Genomic DNA, 16,431 nt, shown 5'->3' with positions numbered 1-16,431 from the left:
CAACAGATAACACGTAGGAGCGGGCCATGCCCGCGACCACAGAAGGTAGAACCTCCCCATGAGCATCAGCACCGTAATCAAATCCATCCAAGACATCATGCGCAAAGACGTCGGCGTCGACGGCGACGCCCAGCGCATCGGCCAGCTAGTCTGGATGCTGTTTCTCAAAATCTACGACGACCGCGAACAAGAGTGGGAACTCTTTGACGACAATTACAAAAGCCCGATACCGACCGCTATGCGCTGGCGTAACTGGGCAGCTAACCCGGAAGGCATTACCGGCGACGAACTGAAAAACTTTATCGACGCCACACTCTTCCCTGGCCTGCAGAACCTCGAAATCGCTGGCGACAAACGCGCCGCCGTGATTCGCAGCGTCTTCGAAGACGCCTACAACTACATGAAATCTGGTCAGCTGATCCGTCAGGTCATCAACAAAATTCAGGAAGGTATCGACTTCAACAAATCGCAGCAGCGTCACGCCTTCGGCGACATGTACGAACAGATTCTGAAAGACCTGCAAAGTGCTGGTAACTCAGGCGAGTTTTATACACCCCGTGCCGTCACCGAATTTATGGTCGACCGCGTCGATCCAAAACTCGAAGATAGCGTGATGGACCCAGCCTGCGGCACCGGCGGCTTTTTAACCTGCACCATCGAGCACAAGCGCAAACGCTACGTGCAGTCACCAACAGACGAAAAAGTCCTGCAGCAGACCATACACGGCGTTGAGAAAAAGCCACTGCCGCACCTGCTGGCCACCACCAACATGATTCTGCACGGCATCGAAACGCCTGATCAGATTCGCCACGACAACACCCTCAACCGCCCTTACCGCGACTGGGGGCCAAAAGAGCGTGTCGACGTTATTGTGGCTAACCCGCCGTTTGGTGGCACCGAAGAAGACGGCATTGAAAACAACTTCCCGGCCGAGTTCCGCACCCGCGAAACCGCCGACCTCTTTATGGCCCTGTTTATCCGCCTGCTGAAAGACGGTGGCCGCGCCGCCGTGGTACTGCCCGATGGCTTTCTGTTCGGCGAAGGCATGAAAACCCGCTTAAAAGAACGCCTGCTCAATGACTGCAACCTGCACACCATCGTGCGCCTGCCCAACGGCGTGTTTAACCCATACACCGGCATCAAAACCAACCTGCTGTTCTTCACCAAAGGCCAACCGACCGAGAACATCTGGTACTACGAACACCCGTACCCGGAAGGCTACAAAAGCTACAGCAAAACCAAACCCATGCGCTTTGACGAATTCGCCACCGAAATCGACTGGTGGGGCAACGAAGCCGACGGCTTTGCCAAACGTGTAGAAAACGAACAAGCCTGGAAAGTGAGCCTTAGCGATATTCAGGCGCGCAACTACAACCTGGATATCAAAAACCCACACGTCGGAGAGCAAATCAGCCACGACCCGGACGAACTGCTGGCCCAATACGCCGACCAGCAGAACGACATCCAGAAACTGCGCGACCAGCTCAAAGGCATACTGGCTGCTGCTCTCACGGGCGAAAAAGGCGGAGAAACCGCCAAATGAGCAACCAGATCAACGAAGGCGCAGCGCGCTACCAAGCAGAGATAGCTGGTCAAAATCCACCAGAGCGTTCGGACAGCCAAGCGCCTGCGGCGGGTAAAGAGCAACGACCCCCCCAGCAACTGGTCACAGAACACCTCGACCTCTGGACCAGCACCGTCACACCCAAATCCACCGCTGGGCGCGGCCGTGGTTCCGGGAAAAGCAGCAAGCTCGAACTCACCGGCATCAAAAAACTGCGTGAGCTGATTTTAGAGCTGGCCGTACGCGGCAAACTGGTACCACAAAACCCGGATGACGAACCGGCTGCAGAGTTACTGCAGCGCATCGAGACGGAAAAAGCGCAGCTGGTCAAAGACGGTAAGCTGAAAAAGCAGAAGCCGCTGCCGCCGGTGAATGACGACGAAAAGCCTTTTGAGCTGCCTGAGGGATGGGAATGGGTAAGGCTGGGGAATTTGGGAAATACCCAAACAGGGGGGACACCAGCGAAAGGAAAGGCAGAATATTTCACTGGCAACATCCCATTCGTGAAGCCAGGCGACATTGACCAAGGAATACTGAAGAACTCTAGCGAGTTTCTATCTGAATCGGGTCTAAATGCTTTAGGTCGAGAGGTGCCGAAAGGTTCCTTACTGATGGTATGTATTGGGACTATTGGCAAGTGCGCAATATCTCGCGAACGCTGTAGCTTCAATCAACAGATCAATTCCATAACCCCCTTCTTGCCTATGGAAGAATATCTGCTCGCAGCTCTGAGCAGTTCATACTTTCAAGAGATGGCGTGGAGTAATTCATCAAGCACTACCATTTCGATATTGAATAAAGGCAAATGGGGGAATATATGCATTCCGCTCCCCCCTCTCGCCGAACAACAACGTATCGTCGCCAAAGTCGATGAACTGATGGCCCTCTGCGACCAGCTGGAGCAACAGAGCGAACACCAGCTCACCGCCCACCAGCAACTAACCGACACCCTGCTGGCAACGCTGACAGAGTCAGCTAACGCCCAAGAACTCAGCGATAACTGGCAACGCCTCGCCCAACACTTCGACCTGCTGTTCTCCGGCCCCATGGGCGCCTGGGCCATCGACCGCCTGAAAGACACCATCCTCCAACTCGCCGTTATGGGTAAACTGGTGCAACAAAACCCAGAGGATGAACCCGCGTCAGAACTGCTAAAACGCATCGACGCCGAAAAAGCCCGACTGGTGAAAGAAGGCAAAATCAAAAAGCCGAAAAAACTGCCGCCGGTGAGTGACGAAGAGAAACCGTTTGGACTGCCAGAGGGGTGGGAGTGGGTGAGATTCGGAACACTATCACTTGAACATCACGTGGGAATAGATAAGGGGAAAAATAGTCAGTCACCCGACTTGAAGTACCCCTATTTCAAAATGAATAACATATTAAATACTGGAGGTTTCGACATTGCAGAAATCACGAATGTGGATGCAACAGAAGAAGAAGCACTAAAATTCCATTTGAGTTCTGGTGATTTCTTATTCAATACAAGAAACAGCAAAGAGCTTGTAGGAAAAACATGTGTTTTTGAAAATAAAAAAAATATAAAAATACTATATAACAATAATATTCTACGCGCTAAGTTCTCAAAACCAGCAACATCTTATTTTATTGATATTTGGATGCGAAGCATATCGGGAAAGTATGAACTTGATAAAATAAAATCCGGAACCACCAACGTCTGGGCAATTTACCAGGGAAAACTAGAAAATTTACTCTGCCCTTTCCCGTCTGAAATTGAACAAACCAATGTCATCGCCAAAGTCGGCGAGCTATTCGCCCTCTGTGACCAGCTGAAAGACCGCCTGCAGCAGGCGAGCGAAACCCAGCTAAACCTCACCGACGCCATCATCGAGCAAGCGCTGAACTGAGCAATGAACCCAATTCAACCAACACACGACACTGACTGTTAAATACAAGGCAACCACAAGAATCCAGCGCAGGAGTGCGCTGGTTATGTACGGAAACAGACTATGAGCATCATCGAACAGGTTATTAACCACACCAAAAAGGCCGAGCATATTCTGGAAACGCACTTCAAGGCCGAAGGGCGTGGTATGCATGAAAAGTTGTCACATGCCGAGCGCTATATTCCAGCGCCGTTGCTTAAAAAGTTGCGCTATGTCGCCACGATTCGTAACAAGATGATGCATGAACATGATTTTGAATTGAGCGAGCCTGAAATTTTTCTGGATACTGCAAGAAAGGCCGTTGCTCAGTTGGAAGAGTTGGTGACTGATCAGACAATGCAGCGTGCTAAAACAATGCAGCAAGACCCTGCTTCTGGCTTGAAGCCGATACCAGCCGCAAAACCTCGTCGGCGGTTCTGGCGCTGGGTGATGGTCATGCTTGTTCTCTATATGGGGTATCAATGGCTTATTAATCAAAAGCCAACTAAACATGTACAACCCCTCGTAATTCCAGAAGGCACGAAGACTATTAAGCTTGTTTCTGAACTGGGGCAACAAAATACAGAGGTTCGGGCTGCACTACAGAAGCCACAACCCAAACCATCGTCTGCATCGCAAACCACTAAGCATGAACCAAAGTCTTCAGCGAAAGTTACTGAAAAAAATATTGAGGTTGCTGATAAGAAAGATATACCAAAGCCAATTTCAAATACTGATAAAAATGAAACGTCTGCCTGGCGTAAACACATGCAGCAGGGGCGACACACTGCCATTCCAAACAACTATCTTGAAATTACCGATATTCGTTTAAGCTATCGTGAGGGTAGCTTCAGAAGTACGGAACCATTCATTGAAATAACCGTGAATAACAAAACAGAACTGTATTTAAGTTCCGCCAAACTGGATGCTCGCTTATATATCCAGGGTCAGAAGGAACCTGCGGTAGATACCAGCGCAGGGCGAAGCCGTGAAAATCTGTACATTTTCTTTGGTGACCATGGCCTGAAGCCTAATTCAACCGTTACTACCCGCGTTAGCATGGGTGGATTTTCAGAGGAGCGCTGGAAATCCCCCGACATTCTGAATGCCAGCGACCGGCAGCTGATTTTGAATTTGATTGGCATAAGCGATGGCATGAGGAAGAGTGTCCCGATCAAATCGTCGAGCTTTGACCAGCTGGGCGTACATAGCGGCCTTGATACCAATACCACGACAGCAAACCAGGTCGCAAAAGTGTTACCGGATATCAGTAAACTAAAAACTATCTTCAGTAATGGGGACAGTGTTGGCATCGGTAACGCCGACTTAGAAATACTGGATGTAAAACTGCAATATACGAAAGGCTCTTTTGGTCGCATCGAACCCAACATACAAGTGACAGTACGCAACCAGAGCGACAAAACCCTCAGCAGTGGTTACGTTCATGCCAGGCTATACCTGAACAACGGAAGGACTCCCGTTTTTACAACCCAAAAACCCCTCTACGTCGGTTTTGGTGAACGTGGATTGATGTCTGGGGAAACCAGAACGGAAAGAGTTTACATTGGCGGTTTTGATGATCGCCAATGGGTATCACCGGATATTCTTAACGCACAAAACCGCAAGGTTATGTTAAAGCTCGAATCACTGCGCGATGGTATGGAAAGAACCATGCAATCACCGCCAGCCAGTTTTTTTGAGCCATAACGCAGACGCCTTAGGGGTGCAAAAAGCCTCAGCGTAGGTTGCTGGCCACCAAGAGGCCGGGGGCGTGTTGGTGGCGACTTTAGGCCGCTGGCAAAAAGCTGTCAACTCAGTGGGTCAGCTACTAACCCAGCCACTGATTCAAGATAAATAGTCAGGAAGAGGATGTTATGGCCATTCAACAAGGCATCTGGCGCATCAACGCCGGCAACAGCACAGCCAGCACACCAACCCGGTTGGAGACCGCCCGCCTGGACGATGAAAACCAGCTGGAAGAGCTGATTGTGCAGGATGTATCCATCATCAACGCCGACTGGCTGCTGATAGGCCGTCAGGTACGCACCAGCTTTGATAAGCGCATCGACCTGCTGGCACTGGATGCCAACGGCAGCGTCATCATCATTGAACTAAAGCGCGATAAAACACCGCGGGATGTGGTGGCGCAGGCTATTGATTACGCTTCGTGGATAGAAACGCTGGAAGACAATCAGCTGGTCGATTGTTACGTCGACTTCGCCACCAAGCATAAGCTGCCAGTGCAAAGCCTGGATGCAGCTTTTAAGGCGAAATTTGGTCAGCCGTTGGAAGACATCAGCATCAATGATTCCCACCAGATGGTGATTGTGGCATCTGAGCTGGATGCCAGTACCGAGCGCATCATCACCTACCTGAACAACCGCCATGGCGTGGGTATTAACGCGGTGTTCTTTTCTGCATTTACTGACGGCAATAACCGCTACCTGTCCCGTGCCTGGATGATCGACCCACAGGAGACTCAGCAACTGGTCAGCACCCGTGGCGCCCGCGAGCCGTGGAATGGCGAGTTCTATGTATCCTTCGGCCATGGCGAGCGCCGTAACTGGGAAGACGCTCTTAAATACGGATTTATCTCAGCCGGTGCCGGCCAGTGGTATTCCAACACTCTGAATATGCTGGCCGAAGGCGACCGGGTCTGGGTGAACATCCCTAAAACAGGTTATGTTGGCGTGGGCATTGTTAGCGGCGAACGCCAGCGCATCAGCGACTTCTGTATCGACGGTAAGCCATTAACCAGCCTGCCAACTCAGATGGATTACAGTGACTTTGCTGCAGAGCCTGACGAAATGGCCGAATACATTGTGCCCGTCAACTGGCTGCATACCGAGGCCACCGGCAAAGCATTCAGTGAAACCGGGTTATTTGGTAATCAGAACACGGTCTGTAAGCCGACCGCGACCAAGTGGCGGCATACCGTGGAAAGGCTGAAAGGCGTGTGGGAAATACCCTCTCCATGACGATGAAATAGAGTTTTATTTATCTAATTGCTGCCGGATGTCCCTGTGACTGGCGACATTGCTCTGGTTTTATACAAGAACTCAATGTCGAGTATAAAAATGGAGACAAAACAATGGCCAAAACTGCACCGAGACCACACAACGGTCCCAGCACAACCGGTAACAGCTCTGGGAAAGGACGTGGAAACAACCCACCCAAACGCTGACAAGAAAAGCCTACTCCTTGGAGTAGGCTTTATTATTTAAACTGTTCTGAAAGTGACATCATCCAGAACTTAAATCGTTCAGAAAAATCGTCATTGAATTCTTCACGAACCTTAAAGCCAACATCGCCACACGGTACTGAATGCAGAATACCCAGATCAGATGAATTTAATGATGAATTTAATAAAGGAACCGAACAATAGAACTTATATGCATTCGCTGCCGCCATAACATCCCTATCATCCCATTCAAATTCTTTCTGAAGCTGCTGTAACAACTCACCAACTTTTGTCTCTGTTGCCTGGTTATTACCGCTCATCCAACGTTTGTATCGCTTTTCGACGTTATCCGGGTCTTCGTCACCTATTGCAATAGAGCCATAAAAGTCACTGACACCTAAAGAGTGTTTTTCACATACCTTATTCCTAAGCTGTTTAAACCAGTGACCACGGCAAGATTTTTCACTCTTACTCTTATTAAGATAAGGGATAATCACCATGTTCATTATATCATCAATGTTTTCAACATAGTCACCAGAATCCAAAGCAAGACAAGCCAACGACATAACCAGAGCATCCATTGCAAGACGCGTTTCAATCTGAAATTTCCAAAAATATCTATCACCAACATAAGCAATGATTTCAGAATACGGATAATGTTGAGCCCAGAAAATATAATCGTCTGCGCGATCCAGACTTCCGTTAGTGAAATCAGATGAGAAGGGATACGCCATCAAGTCAATCAGCTTCATGCTATAAAATGATTCAACACCATAGTGCTCTGCCAATGCCATATTCCGACCTGGCATTATGCAATCCCTACCATTCTCTCTCGCCTGCTTAAAATCTGAAAAGTCCTGCCTTAACGTCTCAGGAAAATTCTGGTTTTTCTCTGCTTTTGAGATGAGCCAAGCCATAAATTCTTCGCCTGTCTTTGTACTCAAATTATGATTTACGGTCCTCAGAGAAGCTCCGGTCATATAGCGAAAATAGTTCTTCCACGCGCTTTCAGGGTAATCACTCGTTAGCGCTAGTAGTAACATAGAGAATGGAACCAAAGTCTGCCTCCCCAGGTAAAAGGCTTAGAGTACATTGACTGAACTGGAAAGGGAGGGACATTAGCGAGCAATATCGTCCAAAGACTTTTGATATCGACCGCTGTGCCCTGGCTCGACCAGCGATTCGGGCTGCCTGTAGCGTGAAAGAACCGCTTGAGAGATGGGACTATCTGGGCCTGAAAAACCTTGCCTAAACCTTGCCTGTTGATCCAAACAGAATATTGCCAATACCCCCCACCCCAATAAACATGGGGGTATATATGGGGGTATTAAAGAAGCCGAAAAACGCAAAAACCTTGAAAGTAGCGAGAATTAAAAGATAGTTCGGCCTCTGGCAGGAGGCCAGCTGATCCTTAAATATCGTACTCAGCTTTAAGATCATCCACCCGGCGACGCAACTCGCCACGCAGCTCCTTATCGGATAAACGCCCGATGATATTCGCTAATACCCGCTTTTCGTTGTCATCAATAACGCCGTCACGTTTAGCGATATCGAGGATCTTTTCCAGCTCATGCACATCCAGTGTGCCGTCATCAGAAAAACAATTAATTGAATGGAATGACATCTCCAGATAGTCACGGCTTTCTTTCATATAAAACTCCTGTTTCCGTTACGGAGTGAATGGATCACTGCACGCAGTGATGTCAGTTATTCTGTTGTTCCGATCGCCAGCGGCTGGCCAGATAAGCGTACAACAAACCCGAGATGGCACCACCGACATGGGCTTCCCAGGACACTGACGAATCAGTAGGCATTAAACCAGCCACCATTCCGCCGTGTAACACAATCACCAGCAGGCATATTGCCAGGCTGGCAAAACTGCGCTCAAACAACGCCAGCGATATCTGCCAGGCCCACAAACCAAATATCCAGCCGCTGGCGCCAATATGAGATGCCGGGCGGCCAAACAGCCACACCAGCCCGCCTGTGATGACGATAATAAAAACACTGGCCAACACATACTGCGAGACAGAACGCCATATACTGATCAGGCTGAGTAAACTCAGCCCCAGCAGATTATTCAGCAAGTGACTCAGGTCGCTGTGAATAAAAGGAGCTGTCAGCACATGAAACCAGCCATCGACATAACGCGGAATAATGCCATAATCGTTCAGTGCCGCACCGCTGATAGCGTTGGCGATAAACACCAACACCAGCACCAACGACTGCAGCAGAATAACGCTCAGAGCAGCTTTAATTGTGCTCATGCCCACTATTGGCACTCTGAGAATCACCGCTGGTCGTTACCTGCTGCTCCAGCTGACGCAACTGATCGGAGATATCACGCATTTTGTCGTGGGTGCGTAAGTCGATATCAATTTTTTTATCCATGCTGCGCACCAGCGGGAAAATACTGTGCTCGATGGTTTCAGCCAACACGCGCAGAATTTTGTCCATCCCCGGGACCGGCTGATTCACCACACTCACCTGAGGTTTAATCTGCTGCAGCGCTTCAGCAAATTGTTTCAGTCCGGTTAACACACTGCCAGCCAGTTGCTGATTACTCTGCTGAAAGGCTTTATTACTGGCTGCTAATAACGCCTGCTGACTTTGTTGCTGCTGTTCATGCTGCTGTAAATGTTGTTGCCGTACTTGCTGACTCTGCTCATGCAGATGACGTTGCTGCTGCTGAGCATTGGCCGACAAGGTCTGCACACCGGCTTCAACGCCGGCCACCAGATCCACCAGCTGAGCCACAACCCGGGCACCGGTATCCGCATCATCACCGCCCATGGCTTTATTACGTATAAAATCGTCTTTAATTTGTTGCCAGCGTTGTTGTTGTTGCGGCGTCATATTGCCGCGCAGCTCTGCCAGTTTCAGCAGGTTGCCTTCGGCACCGGAGGTCAGCAATTGTGACTCACCAAGGTAATGGTCAGCGATCATCTGCATCAGCTCTTCGTTATTCATCACGGCAGAAATTTTTTCTGTCATTTTATTCATGTTGCGGTAACTGCCCTGCAACTTGAACGAAGGTTCGGTGCGATATTTATCATCCTGGGCAGCAGAGGCAATGTATTGCTGATTAATTTTCAGCACCACATCCTGCACGACCATCATTTTCTGCAACACGCTGGTGATCTCAGAAATTTCCGCACCACTGTACTGGTGAGACAAATCCGTGGTTGCCACGTCACGTCCTTTGGCCAGATCCACCAGTTTATAAACATCCGCCAGATCACGTACCGCCAGCGGTGCCAGCACCGGGTTGGAGGTCAGCGCATTTTCAATGTAACTGAGGGCAAACTGCTCTTCCATACCACCGAGAATATCACCCAGGTTATAGATGTCCGCACGGTTAGCGAGCATGTCCGGAATTTTGAAAACATCGCCGGATTCGGTGTACGGGTTACCCGCCATAACCACGCAGAATTTGCGTCCGCGCATATCATAGGTTTTGGTTTTACCCTGCCAGACACCATCAATACGCCGGGTGCCGTCACACAGTGAAATAAACTTCTGCAAAAACTCTGGGTCGGTGTGCTGAATATCATCCAGATACAGCATCACGTTATTGCCCATTTCCAGACCCAGATTCAGTTTTTCCAGCTCCTTGCGGGAGGTGGCATCCGGCGCCTGAGCCGGATCCAGTGATGTCACTTCGTGACCCAGAGACGGACAGTTAATTTTCATAAAAATTAACCCCAGACGGCTGGCGACGTACTCCATCAGGGTGGTTTTACCGTAGCCCGGTGGTGATATCATCATCAGCAGGCCCATTAAATCGGCCCGTTTATTTTCACCGATGGTGCCCATTTGTTTTGCCAGGTTATCACCAATAATCGGCAGATAGGACTCATTAATCAGGCGGTTACGGACAAATGAACTGAGTGGTCTTGGCTTAAACTCTTCAAGCCGCAGCGCCTCTCTCTGTTCACTGATGGTTTGCTGACGTAATGACAGATAACGCTGGTAAGCTGGCACCACTTCATGCAGGTGATGCTCCATTTTTAATAAAAAAGCATCCACAGCAAACGCCAGTGTCTGTTGCTGTAATAACGGGTGGTCCCCCATCAGGCCGCCGACACTGAGCTCCAGATCAGTTTCAGTAAAACGTCGCTCAATACGCTCATTGGCGTTGATCAGCGCCACCGCCTCCGGAATATAACGCGCCAGCTTCGGCAAGCCTTTGTCATCGACCAGTGCCTGCAACCAGGCAGAGGTCAGATTCCAGCGTTCCGCAGGCCAGCCCAGCATGTTATCCAGTGCCATCTGATAACGGCGCCAGGTTTCGTCATCCAGCGAACGCTTCAGCTCATCCACCAGCTGGCGGGCGTATTTACTGCCAATAAAAGCGCTGTCCTCACGTCCCAGCTCAGCAACTAAATAATCCGCCGCCCGGCGAATATCCAGCTGACTGACAGCAATCGGATGTTGTGCAATAAATTGCTGCAATAACGTACGGACTTCGGCAGCCAATAAGGCCACCGCTTCATTACTCTGAAAGACCGACGCCATTTGCGCGGCTGACTGGGCCCGGGATGGCCAGGTGCTGACACACAATGCCGCCTGTTTTTTCTGCTGCGGATTGTCATCCGGCTCGTCCCTGATCAGCGCTGGTTTTTCGTCAGAACGTGCCAGCTCCTTAATATTCGACCAGAATACCTGCGCCAGCGCACGGCTCAGCGGGTCGTAGCGCAGCAGATCGGCGCCATCAAGCGCCGGTATCAGAGCGCGTAATAACAGCGTGGCATCGTGATCATGGATACCCTTCTGATACCCCTCTTTATAGCGTGGTGCAGCAAAACGCTGTACCAGCTCATCCAGCTCGTCACTCAACAGCGCATGGCGCAGCTGCTCCATACTCAGACCATCGTTATGCTGACGGGCAGCTTCCAGTATCAGGCTGGCTAAATATTCAGCGCGATAGACCTGTGGCGTCTCCGATTCCAGGTTCATATCCCAGAACGGACGCAACGCCAGTAATTCAGGGTCGTCGATAGGCTGATAAAAATCGGTACCGGATAAATGAATATTCAGCAGCCCTTCGCGCGGAATAATCGTCAGATCCAGTTCCTGGGTATTGACCGAAAACTTATGCCGCGGTCCAAGCTTAATAACATTGCCACCGTCTTCATAAATATCGGTTTTATCGCGCAGCGAGCGTAATGCCTGCTCTTTAATGGCTTTTAACCGTGCTTCTACATCATCCGCTTTAACCGAAGCGTCCAGCTGACGCAACTGCTCAACCTGTTCACGGATTTTGATAACCAGTGCATCAGAGGCAAAATAGGTATTGAGTTCATCCTGCTGAGTAAACTTCAGTGACCGCTTTTCGATGCTGGTTAAAATACGCGAGGCAGCATCCGTTACCGACTGCGCCTTGCGCTGAATTTCGTCTTGCAGCTGCTGTTTATGACTTTCAAACGATTCGTACAGCTCCTCGCGCTTTTCCATAATATCGGCAAGGAACTCATCAAACTCGCTGAACTGACTTTCCAGTTCTTCCAGCTGCACCAGCAAACGCGACAGCTGCTCATCACATTTCTCCGGCGTACTGGCCATGCCCAGTGCATTAGCAATACTTTGTGAGAACAGTTTGAACTGTGCACCAAACTGAGCAATTGCTTCGTCAGATCCAAGCGATTTATGTTTATGACGAGCACGCGCTTTACTCTGATTCAGCTGAGAGTAGACCTGCGAAATCGCGTCGATAATACGGGTACGTAATGTCGCATCATCAACCTTCAGCGTCCCCATTAATTCAGACAATAAATCCAGCTGACTGGCGCTTTCGTCAATCTGTTCAATAACAGGGTCAAGCATGGCCACCGAGGTCGCACTGTCAATTTGCTGATTAATGTCCGCAACTTTTTCCTGGTAAGGCTGCAGTGCCTGCTCATCAGCCAGGAAGCCAACCGTGCGTTCACTGAGGTTTTCCTCAACCTGCTGCAGTTCAGCATCCAGCTGTTCAAGCCGGCTGACATCGATATAGCGCAAGTCACGCAATGTCATCAGGTGACCACGCTGACGGCGGATACGTGCCAGCGCGCTGACATACTCCTCCGCACTATCCCAACTTTCTGTCTGTACCGCCTGCAACAATGACTTTTGTTCGCCTTCCGCTTCCGTCATCGCCTTGGCGGACTGCTTACGGATACTCTGAACCTTTTCAAACTCGTCAATCACCAGTTCCGAAGTCGCGGCAATATCTTTCAGCAAACCGGCAATCTGGCTGGTTTCACTTTCAGCTAACCAATAATGATCATCGAAGGTTTTTAACGCCGCTTTCGTCAATTCTTCATAGAGTCGTGCCGATACGCTCTGGTTGTTAACCATGCGTACCACACTGTATAAATCAGACACCCCACGCACCAGCTCGGCATTACCAATGCGACCATAAAATGTCTGACTGGCCGGTGCCCGGCTGGCAAATTCTGCGGATTGATACGGTGTTTCCCAGATCTGCATCGGGTGCACCCGGGTAGCTTCACTTTCTGCTGAAAAAATCACCAGCTGACCATTATCCGCCAGTGCATAACCGTGGCCATATACCGGGTTCTGCAGGTTTTTATCGATCAGATTATAAGACAGCAATCCGACTTCACCGCTGACCGGCTGGTAAAAGATATACAACATATCTTCGCCGTTGGGCGAACGGAATTTACGCTTAAAACGCAACCCGGCAGTACTTTCATCAAACTGTTTGTAGTCGCCGTTGCTGAGGTAAAACCCACCGGGGAAAATAATGCCGTGATCTTCCGGCAGCTGCACACAAGACTCCCCAATGGCATCCACACGCACCACGGTTTCGGTCAGAGTGTTATAAATAAAATGGCGCCATTGCTGCTCACGGTAGGGTTTTATACGCAGCAGAATCAGCCCACCAACCGCAGCATAAAAGATATCGGCATCATCCAGTGACTGAGTCCGGTCTTCGACATCTTCCTGATAAATACCCAGGCCATCCTCGGTATTATTCTCAATCTTAATCGTCAGACTGCCGCCCACCGTTTCAACAAACACGGTGTCGAGAATATTGATATGCGGATGGCGACCATTGACACTGTCATCGCGACTGGTTTCAGTCCATTCAAAATCGTAGGCCGGTGGCAACTGAATATCACGTTCGCCACGGTTATCGATATAACTGACCGTCTGCCCATCTGCCGATACCGACCAGCGGAATACCCGCACATCTTCCAGCCGCTCGCCAATCTGGAAGCCTGCCAGTAATTTTCCTTTTTTAACCGTTAGCTCGACCAGCCGCGTATGTTTGTAATAGCGATACAACTCATCAAAATCACTGACAAACGACGGATCGGCGAGAAAAGTTCCGGCCGGATCAACCGCAACCGCTTCATATTGGCCATCACGCTGCTGCACATCGAACAGGGCAAATACATCGTCAACCCGGGTTTCTTTTTTTAACCCGATAAACACGTTGTAGCCAAACAATAAATGTCCGCCAACCTGCACCATATCACGGGCAATGCAGTTATTTTCGGTGCGGATCCGGGTGCGGCCAACCACTTTCATATCTGATTGGCCAAATTCGTCAGTACGCGCCTGATTCAGCGTATCAATAGCCTGTTCCAGCTGACCGCCCTGTTCCTGCAGGCGTTTCTTAATAATGTCGTAGGCACCACCTTCGGCAACTGCTGAATCGACAATATCCGCAGCCTGTTGTTGCTCTGCCATGTACTTTTCCTTATCCCATCAGCCGGGCATTGATCCGTTAATCAGGTGTGCCTGCAACCGCTATGGTTACAGGCACCAGCGTATTAATGCTGCTCTGCTTTTTCTGTCGCTACGTCTGCCGGAGCCGCCGCCATTACCTTGCCCAGCAAGGCCTGAATGGTATTACTCTTACCGGCAAAACCGTCGATGGCTTTACCAATCGACAGCGATTTAGCAAAGTTATCGAAGAAGTGATCTTCACCACCAACAATATCGATCTTGGCTTTCTGCAGTGCGACAGCCAGGACTTCAGCATTTTCACGGGCAATGTCTTTACCGGCGTCAATAGAGGCCAGAGCTTCTTTCAGCGCGGTTTCCAGACCCATACGGAATTCTTCGTGCGAACGGGCTTCGTCGCTCATATTGTTCATCGCGTCGAATTTCTCTACCAGGCCATCCGCTTCGGCTTTGTATTGCTCGCGGGTAACTGCAGCATTCGCCATACCGATCTCACGCGCAGCATTCGCTTCGGCATCACCTTTAGCTGCCACCACTTCCGCTTCGGCTTTACCAGTGCCCAACAGTGCGTCCGCTTCGGCATCACCTTTGGCTTTGATAACACTCGCTTCAGCCAACCCTTCTTTCTCAAACGCGTCAGCTTTAGCAGACTGAACTTTCGCTTCAGCCAGACCGCGGGCCGCCAGCTCAGCCTGTTCACCTTCAGCCAGTTTCTTCTTGGCGTCGGCTTCTTTAGCCGATGCTTCCAGCTCTGCCTGAGCCATGGTGGTGATTTCGATCGCTTTGTGTTTAGCAGCCAGCTCTTTCGCTTCCGCTTCTTTCACCTGCTTCACTTTTTCTTCTTCAGCAATCGCTTCAGCCGCCAGCACCTGAGTTTGCTTAGCCCGATCGGCTTCGGAAACTTCGCGTACTTCTTTAATACGTTCTTCTTCAATCGCTACCGTTTTGTCGACTGCAATCCGCTCACGTACAACATTGGCAATTTCTTTACGCTCCAGTTCGATGGCTTTTTCTGCCTCAATCTTCTGGATTTCCACTTCACGTTCACGAGCAACCACTTCCAGGTCTTTTGCCCGGGTTACTTTTTCAATTTCTATCACCACCGCGCGCTGACGATTCTGCTCCGCCACCTCAATTTCACGCTGCTGGTTTTCACGCTGCACGGACAGATCTTTTTCCACCATAATGGTGGTTTCTTCTGCTTTACGACGCTCTTCTTCCTGAACTTTTTTGGTTTCAGCTTCTTCCCGCGCCCGAATGGTTGCAATTTCACGCTCTTGCTTGGCTTCAGCATCGGATTGCTGACGCTCCAGCTCCAGCATCGCTTCTACGGTTTCTACATTTTTCTTTTTGATTGCCAGCTCTTCGTCACGCTCAAGATTATTGGTAATCACATTTTGCGCAGCGGTCAGCTGAGTGATCTTCTTGATACCTTCTGCATCAAGAATGTTATGAGGATCAAGGGATACCTTCGGCGTCTGCTCCAGGTAATCAATGGCAACATCTTCCAGCACATAGCCGTTAAGGTCATCACCGATAACTTCAATAATTTTGTCACGAAAATCCTGACGATTCTCAAACAGAGCGACAAAATCAATTTGTTTACCAACGGTTTTCAGCGCTTCTGAGAACTTAGCATTAAACAGCTCATTCACGGCTGCTTTATCGGATGCCCGGCCGGCACCAATCGACTTGGCGACTTTTAACACATCTTCCGCGGTTTCATTCACCCGTAAGTAAAAGGCTACGGTGATATCAGCACGCATGTTATCCGCACAGATCAGACCATCCTTGCCACGGCGATCAACTTCCAGGGTGATCAGAGAGATTTTCATCAGCTCTTTTTTGTAGATGATCGGGTAAACCAGCGCCCCGGTAAAATGCACCTTAGGGGTCGAGCTCATATCGTTGACAATCAGCGCGGTGCCCTGATCGACTTTAAAATAGAAAGCCTTAAACAGGGCCGCCAGCCCCATAAGGATAATAAAGACAATGCCGATTCCTGAAACAATGGGCATTAATACAGACAAGTCTGCCATGTCCTGGTACTCCATTTCCTGTTTGTTTTAAATACCGGTTTTTGACAACCGGTGAAGGTGGCTGTT

The 16,431-nt window shown here is 49.8% G+C and carries 9 protein-coding genes; 4 read left to right on the top strand and 5 right to left on the bottom strand.

The window, feature by feature from the left end; all coding sequences use genetic code 11:
* Positions 1-58 precede the first annotated feature (58 nt).
* From ACFOMG_RS03070 to ACFOMG_RS03055, 4 genes are all read left to right on the top strand, one after another.
* Positions 59-1,543, top strand: a complete 1,485-nt coding sequence (locus ACFOMG_RS03070) for a type I restriction-modification system subunit M (RefSeq protein WP_376864739.1) — start codon at positions 59-61, stop codon at positions 1,541-1,543.
* The gene (locus ACFOMG_RS03065; protein ID WP_376864738.1) at positions 1,540-3,429 is read left to right on the top strand and encodes a restriction endonuclease subunit S; all 1,890 of its coding nucleotides are present in this window, start codon (positions 1,540-1,542) and stop codon (positions 3,427-3,429) included. The genes ACFOMG_RS03070 and ACFOMG_RS03065 overlap by 4 nt, the downstream gene beginning before the upstream one ends.
* Positions 3,430-3,531: 102 nt before the next feature.
* A complete protein-coding gene (locus ACFOMG_RS03060) occupies positions 3,532-5,154 on the top strand; it encodes a hypothetical protein (protein ID WP_376864737.1) in 1,623 nt (540 codons plus the stop codon).
* Positions 5,155-5,321: 167 nt separating this feature from the next.
* A complete protein-coding gene (locus ACFOMG_RS03055; RefSeq protein WP_376864736.1) occupies positions 5,322-6,425 on the top strand; it encodes an endonuclease NucS domain-containing protein in 1,104 nt (367 codons plus the stop codon).
* Positions 6,426-6,663: 238 nt separating this feature from the next.
* Here the strand turns inward: ACFOMG_RS03055 and ACFOMG_RS03050 are convergent, their stop codons facing one another.
* From ACFOMG_RS03050 to ACFOMG_RS03030, 5 genes are all read right to left on the bottom strand, one after another.
* Entirely contained in the window at positions 6,664-7,545 is an 882-nt protein-coding gene (locus ACFOMG_RS03050; protein WP_376864735.1) for a hypothetical protein, read from the bottom strand.
* Between the two features lie 494 nt (positions 7,546-8,039).
* Complete coding sequence (locus ACFOMG_RS03045) at positions 8,040-8,279, bottom strand: hypothetical protein (RefSeq protein ID WP_376864734.1); 240 nt, start codon at positions 8,277-8,279, stop codon at positions 8,040-8,042.
* A 52-nt stretch (positions 8,280-8,331) separates the two neighbouring features.
* Positions 8,332-8,895, bottom strand: a complete 564-nt coding sequence (locus ACFOMG_RS03040; RefSeq protein ID WP_376864733.1) for a rhomboid family intramembrane serine protease — start codon at positions 8,893-8,895, stop codon at positions 8,332-8,334.
* Complete coding sequence (locus tag ACFOMG_RS03035; protein ID WP_376864731.1) at positions 8,882-14,329, bottom strand: DNA repair ATPase; 5,448 nt, start codon at positions 14,327-14,329, stop codon at positions 8,882-8,884. Before ACFOMG_RS03035 ends, ACFOMG_RS03040 begins: the two co-directional genes overlap by 14 nt.
* 83 nt (positions 14,330-14,412) lie before the next feature.
* Positions 14,413-16,365, bottom strand: a complete 1,953-nt coding sequence (locus ACFOMG_RS03030) for a flotillin family protein (protein WP_376864729.1) — start codon at positions 16,363-16,365, stop codon at positions 14,413-14,415.
* Between the last annotated feature and the right edge of the window lie 66 nt (positions 16,366-16,431).

The sequence above is a fragment of the Bacterioplanoides pacificum genome, assembly GCF_042648445.1.
Classification (GTDB): Bacteria; Pseudomonadota; Gammaproteobacteria; order Pseudomonadales; family Oceanobacteraceae; genus Bacterioplanoides; species Bacterioplanoides pacificum.
This window is presented reverse-complemented; position numbering and strand designations above follow the sequence as displayed.

Coding starts and splice junctions, on each gene's coding strand:
- ACFOMG_RS03065 (WP_376864738.1), top strand. CDS start 1,540: ATGAGCAACCAGATCAACGAAGGCGCAGCGCGCTACCAAGCAGAGATA.
- ACFOMG_RS03070 (WP_376864739.1), top strand. CDS start 59: ATGAGCATCAGCACCGTAATCAAATCCATCCAAGACATCATGCGCAAA.
- ACFOMG_RS03035 (WP_376864731.1), bottom strand. CDS start 14,329: ATGGCAGAGCAACAACAGGCTGCGGATATTGTCGATTCAGCAGTTGCC.
- ACFOMG_RS03060 (WP_376864737.1), top strand. CDS start 3,532: ATGAGCATCATCGAACAGGTTATTAACCACACCAAAAAGGCCGAGCAT.
- ACFOMG_RS03040 (WP_376864733.1), bottom strand. CDS start 8,895: ATGAGCACAATTAAAGCTGCTCTGAGCGTTATTCTGCTGCAGTCGTTG.
- ACFOMG_RS03045 (WP_376864734.1), bottom strand. CDS start 8,279: ATGAAAGAAAGCCGTGACTATCTGGAGATGTCATTCCATTCAATTAAT.
- ACFOMG_RS03055 (WP_376864736.1), top strand. CDS start 5,322: ATGGCCATTCAACAAGGCATCTGGCGCATCAACGCCGGCAACAGCACA.
- ACFOMG_RS03030 (WP_376864729.1), bottom strand. CDS start 16,365: ATGGCAGACTTGTCTGTATTAATGCCCATTGTTTCAGGAATCGGCATT.
- ACFOMG_RS03050 (WP_376864735.1), bottom strand. CDS start 7,545: ATGGCTTGGCTCATCTCAAAAGCAGAGAAAAACCAGAATTTTCCTGAG.